18 protein-coding genes are annotated in these 15543 nt (G+C 38.4%); 3 read left to right on the top strand and 15 right to left on the bottom strand.

The features are described from left to right. Nucleotides 1–72: 72 nt before the first annotated feature. From HCJ55_RS07190 to rpmG, 5 genes are all read right to left on the bottom strand, one after another. Nucleotides 73–1041: an ROK family glucokinase gene (locus tag HCJ55_RS07190; RefSeq protein WP_185502173.1), complete on the bottom strand. Its 969-nt coding sequence runs from the start codon at nt 1039–1041 to the stop codon at nt 73–75. A 24-nt stretch (nt 1042–1065) separates the two neighbouring features. Further along, a complete protein-coding gene (locus HCJ55_RS07195; protein ID WP_008947715.1) occupies nt 1066–1278 on the bottom strand; it encodes a YqgQ family protein in 213 nt (70 codons plus the stop codon). Between the two features lie 12 nt (nt 1279–1290). Beyond that, a complete protein-coding gene (locus HCJ55_RS07200; protein ID WP_185517593.1) occupies nt 1291–2829 on the bottom strand; it encodes a rhomboid family protein in 1539 nt (512 codons plus the stop codon). Nucleotides 2830–2926: 97 nt separating this feature from the next. After that, nucleotides 2927–3466 carry a 5-formyltetrahydrofolate cyclo-ligase gene (locus HCJ55_RS07205; RefSeq protein WP_185517596.1) on the bottom strand — a complete coding sequence of 180 codons (540 nt, stop codon included), beginning with the start codon at nt 3464–3466 and terminating at the stop codon, nt 2927–2929. A gap of 55 nt (nt 3467–3521) precedes the next feature. Continuing rightward, on the bottom strand, nt 3522–3671 hold the full coding sequence (gene rpmG / locus HCJ55_RS07210) for a 50S ribosomal protein L33 (protein WP_003719608.1): 150 nt from the start codon (nt 3669–3671) through the stop codon (nt 3522–3524). Nucleotides 3672–3868: 197 nt separating this feature from the next. Between rpmG and HCJ55_RS07215 the strand changes: the two genes are divergently transcribed. The 3 genes from HCJ55_RS07215 to rsgA all read left to right on the top strand — a co-directional run bounded on the left by HCJ55_RS07215 (nt 3869) and on the right by rsgA (nt 5934). After that, nucleotides 3869–4225 (top strand): hypothetical protein, encoded by a 357-nt coding sequence (locus tag HCJ55_RS07215; RefSeq protein ID WP_008947711.1) that lies wholly within the window; start codon nt 3869–3871, stop codon nt 4223–4225. A gap of 27 nt (nt 4226–4252) precedes the next feature. Then, on the top strand, nt 4253–4732 hold the full coding sequence (locus tag HCJ55_RS07220) for an MltG/YceG/YrrL family protein (RefSeq protein ID WP_185502171.1): 480 nt from the start codon (nt 4253–4255) through the stop codon (nt 4730–4732). 161 nt (nt 4733–4893) lie between these two features. After that, nucleotides 4894–5934, top strand: a complete 1041-nt coding sequence (gene rsgA / locus HCJ55_RS07225; protein ID WP_185517598.1) for a ribosome small subunit-dependent GTPase A — start codon at nt 4894–4896, stop codon at nt 5932–5934. A 40-nt stretch (nt 5935–5974) separates the two neighbouring features. Here rsgA and pnp read toward each other — a convergent pair whose 3' ends face one another. The 10 genes from pnp to nusA form a co-directional block, all read right to left on the bottom strand. Then, nucleotides 5975–8146 (bottom strand): polyribonucleotide nucleotidyltransferase, encoded by a 2172-nt coding sequence (pnp, locus tag HCJ55_RS07230; RefSeq protein ID WP_008947710.1) that lies wholly within the window; start codon nt 8144–8146, stop codon nt 5975–5977. A gap of 246 nt (nt 8147–8392) precedes the next feature. Further along, nucleotides 8393–8662, bottom strand: a complete 270-nt coding sequence (rpsO, locus tag HCJ55_RS07235) for a 30S ribosomal protein S15 (protein WP_003719603.1) — start codon at nt 8660–8662, stop codon at nt 8393–8395. A gap of 136 nt (nt 8663–8798) precedes the next feature. Continuing rightward, nucleotides 8799–9743, bottom strand: a complete 945-nt coding sequence (locus tag HCJ55_RS07240; RefSeq protein ID WP_008947709.1) for a bifunctional riboflavin kinase/FAD synthetase — start codon at nt 9741–9743, stop codon at nt 8799–8801. A gap of 71 nt (nt 9744–9814) precedes the next feature. After that, nucleotides 9815–10729 (bottom strand): tRNA pseudouridine(55) synthase TruB, encoded by a 915-nt coding sequence (gene truB, locus HCJ55_RS07245; RefSeq protein ID WP_185503597.1) that lies wholly within the window; start codon nt 10727–10729, stop codon nt 9815–9817. A gap of 96 nt (nt 10730–10825) precedes the next feature. Further along, nucleotides 10826–11170 carry a 30S ribosome-binding factor RbfA gene (rbfA, locus tag HCJ55_RS07250; RefSeq protein ID WP_003719600.1) on the bottom strand — a complete coding sequence of 115 codons (345 nt, stop codon included), beginning with the start codon at nt 11168–11170 and terminating at the stop codon, nt 10826–10828. Nucleotides 11171–11185: 15 nt separating this feature from the next. Next, nucleotides 11186–11464, bottom strand: coding sequence for a DUF503 domain-containing protein (locus HCJ55_RS07255; RefSeq protein ID WP_008947707.1), 279 nt, complete (start codon nt 11462–11464; stop codon nt 11186–11188). Beyond that, entirely contained in the window at nt 11461–13809 is a 2349-nt protein-coding gene (gene infB, locus HCJ55_RS07260; RefSeq protein WP_039176374.1) for a translation initiation factor IF-2, read from the bottom strand. The genes HCJ55_RS07255 and infB overlap by 4 nt, the downstream gene beginning before the upstream one ends. A gap of 22 nt (nt 13810–13831) precedes the next feature. Further along, on the bottom strand, nt 13832–14131 hold the full coding sequence (locus HCJ55_RS07265; protein ID WP_003722455.1) for a YlxQ family RNA-binding protein: 300 nt from the start codon (nt 14129–14131) through the stop codon (nt 13832–13834). After that, entirely contained in the window at nt 14124–14408 is a 285-nt protein-coding gene (gene rnpM, locus HCJ55_RS07270) for an RNase P modulator RnpM (RefSeq protein WP_003722454.1), read from the bottom strand. The genes HCJ55_RS07265 and rnpM overlap by 8 nt, the downstream gene beginning before the upstream one ends. Before the next feature lie 14 nt (nt 14409–14422). Continuing rightward, nucleotides 14423–15541, bottom strand: a complete 1119-nt coding sequence (gene nusA, locus HCJ55_RS07275; protein ID WP_008947703.1) for a transcription termination factor NusA — start codon at nt 15539–15541, stop codon at nt 14423–14425. Nucleotides 15542–15543 lie beyond the last annotated feature (2 nt).

The following is a 15543-nucleotide window of genomic DNA, read 5'->3' on the forward strand; positions in this document are numbered from 1 at the left end:
GCTTTATAGAAAGATATCTTGATAAAACAAGCTACAATAATGGAGTGTTATTGTAGCTTATAAAAATGAATATTAATCTTCATTTGGTAATGCTAACCATGCAGCTCCAATTATCCCTGCGTCATTCCCTTTTGTCGCAATAGATAATTTAGTAGATTCCTTCACTGCCGGGAAAACCATTGTTTCAAAATAATCTTTAACCGGTGTTAATAATTGGTCGCCTGCCGCTGAAACCCCCCCGCCGATAATAATTTTCTCAGGGTTTAACATGTTTCCAATATGGCTAAGCGCTAAAGCTAAATAGAAAGAGATTTTATCAATTGTTTCATTTGCTAGAGCATCATCTTCTGCACCTAGCTCAAAAATCAATTTAGAAGTAATCGTTTCGTTTTTATCAATAGCCTCTTTAAGTGCAGATTTGCCAGTGAATTCTTTCGCTAAATCCTTCGCTACTCGAACAATACCAGTCGCAGAAGCCACTGTTTCTAGACAACCTGTTTTACCACATGTACAATCGTAACCATTTTCTGGAACTACAGTTACGTGGCCGATTTCACCAGCTGCTCCGCGGACACCGTGTAAAATTTTACCTTCTGCAAAAATTCCGCCGCCAACGCCTGTTCCAAGTGTTACGAAAACAACATTCGCACCACCTTCACCAGCGCCTTTCCAACGTTCGCCAAGTGCAGCAACATTCGCATCATTATCTAATACTATTTTTAAGCCAGTAATATTTTCTAAATCTTCACTAACGTTTTGTTCTTCTGCCCAGCCCAAGTTGTATGCACCTTTAACTGTGCCTGTTTCATAATTAACTGTTCCAGGTGTACCCATGCCAATACCATAAAAAGTATCATTATCCAGTTGTAAATCCGTTAATTTTTGATTGATAGAGTCCCCGATATTTTTTACGATATGGGCGCCTTTATCTGCAATGTCAGTATCAATAGTCCATTTTTCTTCAATGTCGCCTTCTTTTGTTAAAATAGCTAATTTTGCTGTTGTCCCGCCTAAATCTACACCAATTAATTTTTTGTTCATTCTGCTGTTCTCCTTATAATCAATTTAATTTAAACTACTATTTTTACGTTGTTCTTTGATTAATTCTTCCTTCAATATACTTCTAGCTCTAGCAAATACTTCTCTATCTAAAATATTATGTTTAAAAAGTTCTGTAATCTCATATTCCATCATTTCGATGTCGTATTGTCGCTTTCCTAAATAAACAATAATGCCATGCTTTCTTAGTAATTGGGCAACATCATAAACTGTTTTCACATTAAAAACCTCTTATTCTTTGATTTTTTCTAACTCATCGTAATAAGAATCAAAAAATGGATTGCTTGATAATTGTCTGGCGCTGTTTGCTTCTTTGATTGCATTAGGCATATCGCCTTTTATTCTATAACAGACAGATAAATAATAATGAGCCTCTGGGATGTCTTTATCCATACTAATTGCTTCTTTAGCCAGCACTTCCGCTTTATCTACTTGCTTATTCTGCAAAGCCATCGATGCAGCATACGTATAGGAATAGCCATCAGCGCTTCCGCTTGCAATTAATGTATCAGTGATTTTTGTTGCTTCTTTTTCATTTTGTTCTTGTAGATATTGTTGTACAGCTACGTTAGCTTGCATTGGATCGTATGGTTTCTCTCCTTTTTGATAGCCAAAATACAGAAATAAAATAGCTACCGCCAACAAGGAGATGCCATATGCAAGTCGGCGCCAATGGAAAAATTGCTTCGGCAGCGATAACGCTCCTGCGAGTAAGAAACCACCAACTAATCCACCAATGTGTCCAGCGATATCAATTTGCGTAGAAAACACATCAATAAGCAAATTGATTGCAACAAGTGATGCGATACTAACACCAATAGTTTTTGCATAAAGATTGGGTTTTAATACTACTAAATAAAGTAACGCACCCATTACTGCGAACACAGCAGTACTAGCACCAACAGATAAATTCATATTTAGCGCAAAACTGGCTATATTCCCGCAAATTCCACCTAGCAGTAGAATCAGGATATAACGCGATTTTCCATAAATACGCTCTGCCCATGCCCCAACAATGTATAACATAACCGCATTGGAGGCTAAGTGCATTAATCCACCGTGGAGAAAGATTGGCGAAATAAAGCGCCACCATTCGCCGGCATAAATAAGTGGATTGAACTTCCCGCCCCATTTAATTAAGTTAAATGAATTCGTTGTTCCGCCTTGAAAAGCAAGCCATAAATACGCTGCAATTAAAAGACCGATGAACGTATACGTAACAATTGGTTTGGAATTTCTGGCAACTTTTTGTTCTTCATTTACTTTCGTCGTAATGTACGTGATTACTTGCTCGCGCTCTTTTGCCACTAGCTCTTTTGTTATTTCATTTGGAAGAACAAAAGCTTCTTCGGGTAATTCTAAAGTTTCTATAAGTATATCTAGATGCTCTCTCATCTGTTCGTTCGCTAGTAAAATATTTTCTAGTTTCACTTTTTCATTTGGAGATGCAATGGCCTGTCCAAAAAAAGGCGAAATATCACCCATTGGTTCAAATGGTGCTATATAAATATTCACAAGGGGCAGTTTTAAGCGCCCCATTTGCTTACGAAGATTTTCAGTAACATGTAAAGTATGTGTCACATCGCGTTCCACTACATTAGCCCAACTTAGTTCTTTCATCTGGATACGGATGACTGGTCTTTTTTTCTGGCTTGTATTTTCCAACCAAAGTTCTTGTTTTTCCTCATGAAGATGGATTAAACGGTATTTTTCAACACCCAAGAAATAATTAGTTAGGCGCCAGAAGACATATTGTTCTTGGAAGCTCAAAAAATCCCTGCTTTCATTACAAATTATATTTACTACTATACGCAAAAAAAAGGGTGTTGTAAACAATCCACCCTATTTTCTATAGAATTATTTTTCCTTATCCTTCAATTAGAATAGAAACTGGTTTATCATGACTTTCAGGTACAAACTCCATTTTTTGTTCGTACAAGTATAAAGATACAGTTGGACCATGAAAATCCGCTAAGAACCGATCATAAAAACCGCCACCAAAGCCGATTCGATAATGCTCTTTATTAAATGCAACTCCAGGTACAATTAGTAAATCTATTGCTTCCTTATCGACCGTTTCTGCTAGTTCATTAGGTTCCAAAATTCCAAACTTAGATTTTGCAAGTGGATGTGCGGAATTCATCTTTTTAAATTCCATTTTTCTGCTTGGATAATATGTTTTTGGAATTAAGACAGTCTTTCCTTCTTTTTTAGCTTGGAGAATAATTGTTTCAGTTTCAATTTCAGGATGTCTCGCTAAAGTTATACCAATTATCTTTGCATTTTTCCATTCCGGTAATAAGAATAGTTTTTCTGCTAATTTAATAGAACGTTCGCGATGTTCTACTTTATCGATGCTATTTAGATTCCGTAAAATTTTCTCTCGAATTAGGCGTTTGTCTTCCATCTTGACTTCCCCCTTTCGGATAATAAAAAAAGCAACAGAATGGAGATCCTGCTGCTTACTTAGTTTCGCGGTGTAAAGTTACACGGCGCAATCTTGGACAATATTTTTTTAATTCAATACGTTCCGGATTTTCACGCTTATTTTTAGTAGTGATATAATTACGATCACCGCATTCAGTGCATTCTAAAGTAATATTAACGCGCATTATTTTTCCCTCCAACTCCGACTGACGAATTTATTTACTAAACCTGTATAATAATATCATTTTTAGAGAGTTGTTGCAAGGACTCTATGCATTTTCTTTTTATTTTCTTTACAAAACCTTATTTCGGATGGTGTTTTAAGGTAAATTATGCTATAACTAGTAGTAGAGTTTATGGAAGAGAGGTGTGTATAAAACCCATGACCACAGTCATAATTATCTTACTAATTGCTGCTATTGCGCTGTTTGTTATCTCATTTCTTCAAAAAGGCGACAATAAACAATTAGAAAAAGAACTGGAAGATGTTGCTGCTCAGTGGATGCAAGAAAACTTTGAACTAAAACAACGCGTCACTGAACTAGAAAAAGCAATGAAAATGGATACTCCAATCGTTGAGGCTGAACAAGTACCTGACAGCCCTAAAGTTCGCGAATTGATGAAAAAACAAGTGATTACACTTTATACTTCTGGAATCGTAACATCAGAGATTGCTGAACAGTCATCCTTGCCTAAAGAAGAAGTGGAACAAATCATTGAAGAATATTTAAAACATTGATTTAAATTTTAAAGGAGGAGCCTATCTGTGAAGAAAAACTTACGGATGTTGGCGCTAGGTTTCTTAATATCTGCCGTTGTCTTACTGGTTTATAATCAGTTTTTCTCAACTCAGACCAAAGCAGATGAAACAAAAGCCGCATCAACAAAAGCTGGTTCTGATGAAAATTCAAGCACATGGAAAACAAAATACGAAAAATTATTAGCTGAACAAGAAGTAGCGAAAGCAAAAGAAACTGAAGCGAAGAAAAAAGCGGACGAAGCTGCTAAAAAGAAAGCAGAAGAAGCTAAAAAAGTTAAAAGTTATACTTTAACAATTTCTAGTGGAGATCCGTCTTCTAAAGCTGGTGACGAACTTCAAGCAAATGGTATTGTTAAGAGTTCTTCAGATTTTGATAAATACTTACGAGATAATAATTACGAAAAATACATTCGTGATGGTAGCTATACTCTCAAAAGTGATATGAGCTACGAAACAATCGCTAAAATTTTAGCACATAAAAATTAATCAAAAAAAGGAAACAAGTATAGAGCTTGTTTCCTTTTTTATGTTATTATTTAAGAAAGAAAGGATGATGAACTATGGAGAATGTAAAAATGAATAACCTCATAATTAAAACGGGGGTATTTTACCTATAGAATGCTCCCAACAACAAAGGAGCGGAAAAATTGATATTAGAAAATTATGGTTTCACAAGTTTTTTTAACGAACAAGAAATAGCTACTACTTCTTCTTACGGCAGAGTTACTGCGGTTTTTAGAGATTATTACCGAGTGGTTACTGAAAATGGAGAATTTTTAACTTCCCTTAAACGTGGGAATTTTTATGAATTATCCACTACTGCCCTTCCTGCTGTTGGCGATTTTGTCGAAGTGAGCAGTGACGCGCAAATCTTATCCGTGTTAGAGCGGAAAACGGTCTTTTCTCGAATGAATAAAGATTCTGAGGAACAATTGATTGCGGCGAATTTCGACTATGCGCTTATTGTGATGAGTTTGAATCATGACTTTAATTTAAATCGCTTAGAACGCTATTTAACGGTTGCTTGGGATAGCGGCGCCACGCCGATTATTATTTTGACGAAAGCAGATTTAGCCGAGGATTTAACTTCCTATGCTCAGCAGCTCGAAACTGTCGCATACGGCGTCCCAGCGTATTATGTGGATAATTTATCACACAATGGTTTTGAAGCACTAGAACGCGATTTGAAGCCGAATAGCACCCTTGTCTTACTTGGATCTTCTGGTGTTGGTAAATCTTCTTTTATTAATTCACTTGCAGGCGCTGATTTAATGAAAACTGCTGGTATTCGCGAAGATGATAGTAAAGGAAAACATACGACTACACACAGAGAAATGCATTTGCTTGATAATGGTTGGATTGTGATTGATACGCCAGGAATGCGCGAATTTGGCATCGGTTTGAATCAAGCTGGATTAGAAACAACTTTTTCTGATGTGGAAGAACTGGCTGAAGGATGTCGTTTTCATGATTGCTCCCATACACAAGAACCCGGTTGTGCTGTACAAGCGGCTTTAGATGATGGTAGTTTATCTATGCAACACTACGAAAACTGGTTGAAATTACAGCGTGAAATGTCTTACCATGCGCGAAAAAACAGCCCTGCTCTTGCTAAACAAGAACTTGATCGTAGGAAAGTTATTCAAAAATCAATGCGAAAACATATTAAAACCCGTCCAAAAAAATAGTTTAAAAAAAGCAAGTAGCTTAGGCTACTTGCTTTTTGTATTATTTAGATTCTGGTTTTTTCGTTTTTGGATAGAATTTTTTCTCTGCTTGTGGTTTTTTGTCGCCTTCTGGTTGTTCTTTTTTCTCAAGCAAAGCTTTACGTGATAAGTTAACGCGACCTTGTTGGTCTACTTCGATAACTTTAACAGTAACTTCATCACCAAGTTTTAGGATATCTTCTACTTTTCCAACGCGTTCATGCGCTAATTCAGAAATATGAACTAGACCGTCTGTACCTTTGAATAATTCAACAAATGCGCCAAATTTTTCGATACGACGAACTTTACCAGTGTAAACTTCTCCCACTTCTACTTCACGAACAATGTCTTCAATGATAGCAATTGCTTTACGGTTCATCGCTTGATCTTGAGAAGCAATGTATACTGTGCCATCTTGTTCGATATCGATTTTCACGCCAGTTTCATCAATGATTGCATTGATTTGTTTCCCACCAGGTCCGATAACGTCTTTGATTTTCTCTGGTTTGATATTAAGCGTAATAATTTTTGGAGCATAAGCAGAAAGTTCTTCACGAGGTGCGCTAATCGTGCTAGTTAAGTGTTCTAGAATGTGTAAGCGTCCTTCTTTTGCTTGTGTTAATGCTTCGTCCAAAATTTGACGGCTTAAGCCATCGATTTTGATGTCCATTTGAAGTGCTGTAATACCGTCTTTCGTTCCAGCAACTTTAAAGTCCATATCGCCAAAGTGATCTTCCATACCTTGGATATCAGAAAGGATTGTGTAGTCATCGCCAAGTTTTACAAGGCCCATCGCGATACCTGCAACTGGCGCTTTAATTGGAACACCAGCGTCAAGCATTGCAAGTGTAGAACCACAAATACTGGCTTGAGAGCTAGATCCGTTAGATTCAAGAACTTCTGATACTAAACGGATTGTGTATGGGAATTCCTCTTCGGAAGGAATAACATATTGTAACGCACGTTCACCTAATGCACCGTGACCGATTTCACGACGACCTGGGGCACGACGAGGACCAGTTTCTCCAACACTGAATTGCGGGAAATTGTAATGGTGCATGAAGCGTTTGTATTCTTCCGTTCCTAGACCATCAATGATTTGGTGTTCACGAAGCGGTGCCAAAGTACATACGCTTAGAGCTTGTGTTTGGCCACGAGTGAATAAACCAGAACCATGGACACGTGGAAGCATGCCAACTTCAGAAGAAAGCGGGCGAATTTCGTTTACTTTACGGCCATCTGGACGGATTTTGTCTTGAGAAATGAGGCGACGCATTTCGTCTTTTTCAATCATTTCAAGAATATGAGCTACTTCGCTAAGAATTTCAGATTCATTTTCTAATTCTTTCGCTTTATAGCTTTCTAAAATTTCTTCTTTTACATCATCAATTGCAGCTTCACGCGCTTTTTTCTCTTCTGTTTTGATAGCTGTTTTCATTTTGCCTTCACTTGCTGCTTTTACTTCTGCTTCAAGTTCAGGATCACTTACAAAAAGTTCGATTTCGCGTTTTTCTTTACCAACTGCAGCGATGATTTGTTGTTGGAATTCACAAAGACGTTTAATTTCTTCGTGACCAAACATGATTGCTTCAAGCATTGCTTCTTCTGAAACTTCTTTCGCTCCAGCTTCTACCATGTTGATTGCATCATAAGTTCCTGCAACTGTTAAGCTAATATCACTTTTTTCGGCTTGTTCGATTGTTGGGTTAATAACGTATTTTCCATCGATACGGCCAACATCAACACCAGCGATTGGTCCTTCAAATGGAATATCAGAAATAACTAATGCTACAGAAGATCCAAGCATTGCTGCCATTTCTGGAGAACAATCTTGATCCACACTGAAAACAGTAGAAGTAATTTGTACTTCATTACGGAAACCTTCTGCAAATAATGGACGGATTGGACGGTCAATAAGACGCGCTGTTAATGTAGCACGGTCGCTTGGACGTCCTTCACGTTTTAAGAATCCACCGGGAACTTTACCAACGGAATACATTTTTTCTTCATAGTTAACTGTTAGTGGAAAAAAGTCGCCTGGACGTGGTTTTTTAGAACCTACTGCCGCTGTTAAAACGACTGTATCACCGTAACGAATTAATGCTGCCCCACTTGCTTGTTTTGCTAATTGACCTACTTCAACAGATAATGTTTTACCTGCCCATTCTGTTGAAAACACTTGTTTTTCAGACATATTTTAATCTCCTTTGATTAGGAAACACGAACCAGAAACTTTACCATGCATAAGAATGTTCACGCACACTTTAGATTTTCTAAAGCACACATGAATCCAAAAACCTACTACGAATAGCGATTTTCTGAAGCACGTTTTTGGATTCATGCGATAAAGTTTCATTTCTTCGTCGTGTTTTCCGAAATTTAGTATACTTAATACTCAAAAAAAAGCGGGAACTTTTGGTATCCCGCTTTCGTCTGGTTTTTATCGACGTAAACCTAAACGTTTGATAAGTTCGCGGTAACGTTGAACATCTTTTTTACGTAGGTAAGTTAATAGGTTACGACGGTGACCTACCATTTTCATTAATCCACGGTAAGAGTGATGATCTTTTTTGTGTACGCGAACGTGTTCATTTAAGCTATTGATTTCAGCAGTTAATACAGCGATTTGTACTTCTGGTGAACCAGTATCTGTATCATGGACACGGTACTCTGCAATAATTTCATTTTTGCGTTCTTGAGTTAAAGCCATTTCTTTCCACCTCCTTCTAAAATATCCCCAATTACTGAGCCAAGCGTCGGTGAGTCGCAAAAGCCAAGTAATGGTTCTGTTCGTACAGATTTAAAGATACACTATTTAGGCTCTAAAAGCAAGCAGAAATAGTCTTTTAATCTTCTAATTTAGCAAAAAAAGCTCTTGTATCTTGTTCGTCTTTTTCTAACTGAGCAATCAGACCTTCTACACCATTAAATTTAAGTTCTGGACGGAAAAATTGATACCATTCAATTTCTGCTTCTTCACCGTAAATTTCGCGGTGAAAATCTAGAATGTACACTTCAATGGATAATGCTTGGTCATCTTTAAACGTGATGTTGTAACCAATGCTTGCCATACCCAAATGAGTTTCTCCATTTACACGGAATTTCACTGCGTAGACACCAAGCTTCGGAATCAAATAATCTTCATTTACGCGGATGTTCGCTGTTGGAAACCCAATTGTTCTCCCGCGCTTATCGCCGTGAATGACAGTACCTTTTGTTGTGTACGGATAGCCTAGTAATTGATTCGCTACTTCTAGTTCGCCTTCTGTAATGGCGCGTCTAATGTTGGTCGAGCTTATTTTATCACTAGCAGCCGTTTGTTTATCAACAACAGTCACTTCAAAACGACCCTTGGCATAGTCGGCCAAATCGTTCATTTTGCCTTCACCTTTTTTGCCGTAAGAATAGTCGAAACCTGCTACGACGTGTTCTACATTTAAAGCGACTAAGTAATTATCGACAAAGTCTTGCGGGGATAGCTCGGAAAACTGTGTTGTAAAGCGAACTACATACATAATATCTACGCCAAGTTCCGCCATTTTTTCAGCTTTATCTTCCAGTGGTGTGAGATATTTTACTTGTTTGCGGATATTGCTTAAAACGACAGATGGATGCGGATCAAAAGTTAATACTGCGGTTTGCAATCCTTTTTGTTCAGCAAGTTGTTTCGCTTGTTTAATTACTGATTGATGCCCTAAATGAACACCATCGAAAAAGCCAAGCGCCATTACTTTTTTCACGTCTGTCCACTCGTCCGTTGTAATCGGATGATGTAAGTATATCGTCTTCATTTTTTTGCCACTTCTCCTCTAAATTCGAATTCCTCTCATATCATAATATAAGAACGTTGCAGTCGCAATAACTATGCTTGATGTAACTCGATGACCTTCTCTGGTTTCCAAAGGTCTTTTTTCTCTGGATGTGGTTTATATATTGCTGTTAATTTATCGTTAAAAATGAGCGCTGCACGCGGTTCATTTTCTACTGTTGTAAATAACGTGTTTGGTAATAACCCGCCATTCAGCACTTTTGCGTGAGTTTCTTCATCGATTACTAATTTTGCCATCGATTCGATGCCTTTTTCAAGTGGATATAAAAAGCCGCTGTCATTCGCTTGCATCATTTCGTCAATTTCTGCGAGTGTCAAGCAATCTTCTTTTTGGAAAAAGCCGCTACGAGTTCGTTCTAGTTTGGACATGTGCGCTGGGTAGCCTAGTAATTCGCCAATCATGACTGCAAGTGTGCGGATGTAAGTTCCTTTTCCGCAAGCGATTTCTAATTGGAACGTTGGATTCGTTGCATTTAGTGCTGTGTCGCCATCTAAACGGGTTAACGAATAAATATCCACTTGTCTGGATGGGCGTTCTACCTCTATTCCAGCTCTTGCATATTCATACAATTTCTTACCGTTGACTTTTACGGCAGAAAACATTGGTGGGATTTGGGTGATTTTCCCTGTGAGTTTTACAAGTGCAGCTTGAAGTTCTGCTGCGGAAATTTCGGCTAGTTCTTTAGTCATAACTGTTTCACCAGTCGCATCTTCTGTTGTAGTCGATTTGCCTAGCGTTATTTCCGCTACATAGACTTTGCCTTCGTCAGTTACATATTCCGCGAGTTTTGTGGCGCGGCCAATACAAATTGGGAGCACACCTTCTACTTCTGGATCAAGTGTACCAGTGTGTCCTACTTTTTTTGTATGTAAAATTTTTCTTAATTTAAAAACGCAATCATGACTTGTCATCCCGCGTTCTTTCCACAGTGGGATAATGCCGTTCATCAAGCTCCTCCTTCTAAGAAAAAAAGTTTAAGACAATGACCCACTTACATCCCGTTTGACTGAGAAGATAAAGGGATTGCCTTAAACTTTTATTTATTATTGATCGTTATTTAAGTCGCGAAGCAATTCATCGATTCGATTTCCGTAAGCGATGGAATTATCTATTTCAAAAGACATTTCTGGAACTTTACGAAGTCGAATACGGCGACCGATTTCAGAGCGGATAAAGCCATGCGCTTTCGCAAGTGCGAGTAACGTATTTTCTTTTTCCTTATCGGTACCAAGAATGGAAATGAACACCTTAGCTTCTTGTAAGTCACCAGTAACATCTACTCCAGTTACGGTTACAAAACCTAAGCGCGGGTCTTTAATTTTACGATTTAAAATATCGCCCAATTCTTTTTTCATTTGCTCACTGACACGATTTGCTCGTACGTTCAAGTGTATTCACCTCTTTTATAACTTCTCCGTAACCGTCTCGGCACGCTCCCACTCTGGAAAAGAGTCAAGAAAAGCAAGTACTTCTCTAGCTTCTTTTTCAGCTTGGATGTGCGAGGAAGATACGACAGCAAAGCTTATTTCAGCTCGCTGCCATAAATCCTGATAATCCGTTTCAGCAATGGAGATATTGAATTTTTGTTTTGCTCTCGTTAAAATTCGTTTCAGTATAGCGCGTTTTTCTTTGAGGTTTTGTGGCTCCTGCATGAAAAATTCACTAATGACTGATTGAATCATTTTCTTTCTATTTCTTCCATAACGTACGCTTCAATTACATCATCTTCTTTGATATCGTTGAAGTTTTGTACAGTGATACCACATTCGTAACCTTTTGCAACTTCTTTCGCATCATCTTTAAAGCGTTTAAGTGTAGCAATTTCGCCTTCAAAGACTACGATTCCGTCACGGATAATACGAACGCCGCTATCACGAGTAATTTTACCATCTGTTACGTAACAGCCGGCAATTGTACCCACTTTAGAAACATTGATTGTTTGACGAACTTGCGCTTGACCGATAATTTTTTCTTGGAATTCTGGATCAAGCATCCCTTTCATCGCTGCTTCAATTTCATCAATTGCTTTATAGATAACACGGTGTAAACGAATATCTACACTTTCGTTTTCTGCTGCTTCACGCGCTTGTGCTGTTGGACGAACGTTAAATCCAATAACAATTGCATTTGAAGCTGCTGCTAAAGTAATATCTGATTCATTGATTGCACCAACGGCAGTATGAATGATTTTTACGTTAACGCCTTCTACATCAATTTTACGAAGAGATGCGGCAAGAGCCTCTACAGAACCTTGAACGTCTGCTTTAATAATAACGTTAACTTCTTTCATTTCGCCAGCTTTCATATGTTCAAATAAGTTGTCTAAACTTACGCGGTTTGTTGCAGAACGTTGAGCTACTAGCGCACGACTTGCACGAGTTTCCCCGATATTTCTTGCTGTTTTTTCATCTTCAAAAACAACAAAGCGATCGCCGGCTTGTGGTACATCGTTTAGTCCAGTGATTTCAACTGGTGTACTAGGTCCCACTTTTTTCACACGACGGCCTAAATCATTGACCATTGCACGGACACGACCAAATGTGTTACCTACAACAATTGGGTCTCCGATATTAAGTGTTCCGTCTTGTACTAGTAAAGTCGCAACCGGGCCACGGCCTTTATCAAGTTCTGCTTCAATAACAGAACCGATAGCACGACGGTCTGGATTTGCTTTTAATTCTTCTACTTCAGAAACAAGTAAAATCATATCTAACAAGTTTTCAAGACCTTCACCGAATTTAGCTGAGATTGGTGCGAAAATTGTATCGCCGCCCCATGCTTCTGGAACTAATTCATACTCAGTTAATTCTTGCATTACGCGGTCTGGGTTGGCTTGTGGTTTATCAATTTTGTTGACAGCAACAATAATCGGCATTCCCGCAGCTTTCGCATGGTTGATTGCTTCAATTGTTTGTGGCATAACGCCATCATCTGCTGCAACAACTAAAATCGTAATATCCGTGATTTGCGCACCACGAGCACGCATCGCTGTAAAGGCAGCATGTCCCGGTGTATCAAGGAAAGTGATTTTTTTGTCATGAATTTCTAATTGGTAAGCACCGATATGTTGCGTGATACCACCAGCTTCTCCTAAAGTAACTTTTGTATTACGAAGGGAATCTAGTAATGTTGTTTTACCATGGTCAACGTGTCCCATGATAGTAACAACTGGTGGGCGTTCAACAAGTTTAGACTCGTCAACCGCTTCATTTAGTTCATTTTCAAAGTACACATCTAAGTCAGTTACATCGACTTTAATTTCTTCTTCTACTTGCACACCGTAGTCGTCACAAATTAGTTCGATTGCATCTTTATCTAATGATTGGTTGATTGTCGCAACAACGCCAAGCATAAATAATTTTTTGATAAGTTCAGATGGTTCTCTGTATAATTTTTTCGCTAATTCCGCTACTGTTAAAGATTCGCTGAAAACGATTTTTTCAGGAAGTTCTTTTGGTTTCGGCGGAGTTGGCGGAACCGTACTGTGGTTTAACTTACCTTTTTTCTTCGTGTTACGGCCTTTATTGTTAAAATTGCCGCCACGATTCGGACGATTGTTACCGCCTGGACGGTTTGAGTTGCCGCCACCTGGACGATTGCTGTTGTTATTGTTGTTACGTTTTTGTCCGCCAGCTTGTTGTTGGTTACCGCTCGATTGCGTTTGGTTTCCTGTGTTTGCTGGTTTGTTTGTTGCTGGTTTTGCACCTTGGCTTTTGTTTGCAGTGGCTGGTTTATTAGCTTGTCCTGCTGGTTTATTTGGTTTATTCGACTTTTCATTACTATTTGTCATATTCGGTTTGTTTGGCCCCTTACTATTTCCATTTTCGTTGCTAGTAGTTTCTTTCTTTGGTGCTTCGGCTTTTTTATTTGTGCCATCAACGGCATTATCTAATTGTCTTAATGCATTTTCATTAATAGTGGACATATGATTGGCCACTTCAATACCTAAGTCTTTTAATGCTTCAATGACTTTTTTGCTTGATACTTGATGTTCTTTTGCGTATTCATATACACGAACTTTACTCATGTCGTACACCTCCGTATAAGATTCAACCGAGTAATTCTGCTAATTTAACAGCAAATCCTTTATCAAGTATTGCAACGATTGCACGTGTATCTTTGCCGATTGCACCCCCTATCATTTCCCGGGTGCCGGCTTTTTTCACGACAACATTATAATATTCACACTTGTTGCGGATTGTTTTCTCGGTTTTTTCGGATATATCTTCTGAAATGAGAACCATTTTTGCTTTCCCATTTCTAACTGCTTTTAATACTAATTCTTCACCAGTAGTAATTTTACGTGCTCGGTTCGCGAGGCCTAATAAGGAAAGTGCTTTTTTATCCATTAGTTGGTTCCTCGAGAGACTTCACATAAGCGATTAACTCATCGTAAAAGGACTCTTGTTCTGGCATTTTTAGTTGATGAAAAATAGCGTTTTTCTTTTTCGCTTTTTCACATGCTTCCACACTTTTAACAATGTAGAAACCGCGTCCAGGTGCTTTACCTGTAGGATCTATCGTAAGCGCTCCGTCTTTCGAATACGCAATACGAAGAAGTTCGCCTTTTGGCAAGCGTTCGCCGGTAATAATACATTTTCGAAGGGGGATTTTTTTATTACGCATGATAATTCTCCTTTTTACTCTTCATCTTCTGTAAAAGTTTCGCTCTCTGCTTCTTCTACTTCGGGTGCTTCTACACCATTACGAGGATAGATGCCTAGTTCAGTTGCAACTGTTTCACTTTTAATATCAATTTTCCAACCAGTTAATTTCGCTGCTAAACGGGCATTTTGACCACGTTTACCAATTGCTAGTGATAACTGATAGTCTGGTACGATTACAGTGGTTGCTTGGTCTGCTTCGTTAACAATAACATCTAACACTTTAGAAGGGCTAAGTGCATTAGCAACGAATGTGAAAGGATCATCTGACCACTCAACGATATCGATTTTTTCACCTTTAAGTTCGTTAACGATAGTTTGTACACGTGCGCCTTTTGGTCCAACACATGCGCCAACTGGGTCAACTTCTTCGTTTGCTGTGTAAACAGAGATTTTCGAACGGTCTCCTGCTTCACGTGCAACGGATTTGATTTCTACAACACCGTCATAGATTTCAGGAACTTCCATTTCAAAAAGACGTTTAAGTAAGCCAGGATGTGTACGGGATACAAAAATTTGTGGCCCTTTTGTCGTCTTCTCTACTTTTGTTAAATATACCTTGATGCGGTCATGTGCATGGTATGTTTCGTTTGGCATTTGCTCGTTTTGAGACAAAATAGCTTCGATTTTACCTAAGTTTACATAGATAAATCGAGAATCTTGACGTTCAACGATACCTGTCATAATGTCATCTTCACGGTCAATAAACTCATCGTAAATGATGCCACGTTCTGCTTCACGAACACGTTGAGTTACAACTTGTTTCGCTGTTTGAGCAGCAATACGTCCGAAATCTTTTGGAGTTACTTCAAGCTCAACAACGTCACCAGGTTGATATACAGGGTTCAGTTTGTGTGCTTCTTCCATCGAAATTTCAAGGCGAGAGTCAAATACTTGTTCTACCGCTTCTTTTCTAGCTAAAACACGGATAGAACCGTTTTCCATATTTAAATCTACGCGTACGTTTTGTGCATCTTTGAAGTTTCTTTTATATGCAGATGTAAGAGCAGCTTCAATTGCTTCCACTAAAACCTCTCTTGAAATACCTTTATCATGTTCTAACACATGAAGAGCATCTAATAATTCTGTGCTCATTT

Origin of the sequence: Listeria marthii, from assembly GCF_014227425.1 — a bacterium.
Lineage (GTDB): Bacteria > Bacillota > Bacilli > Lactobacillales > Listeriaceae > Listeria > Listeria marthii.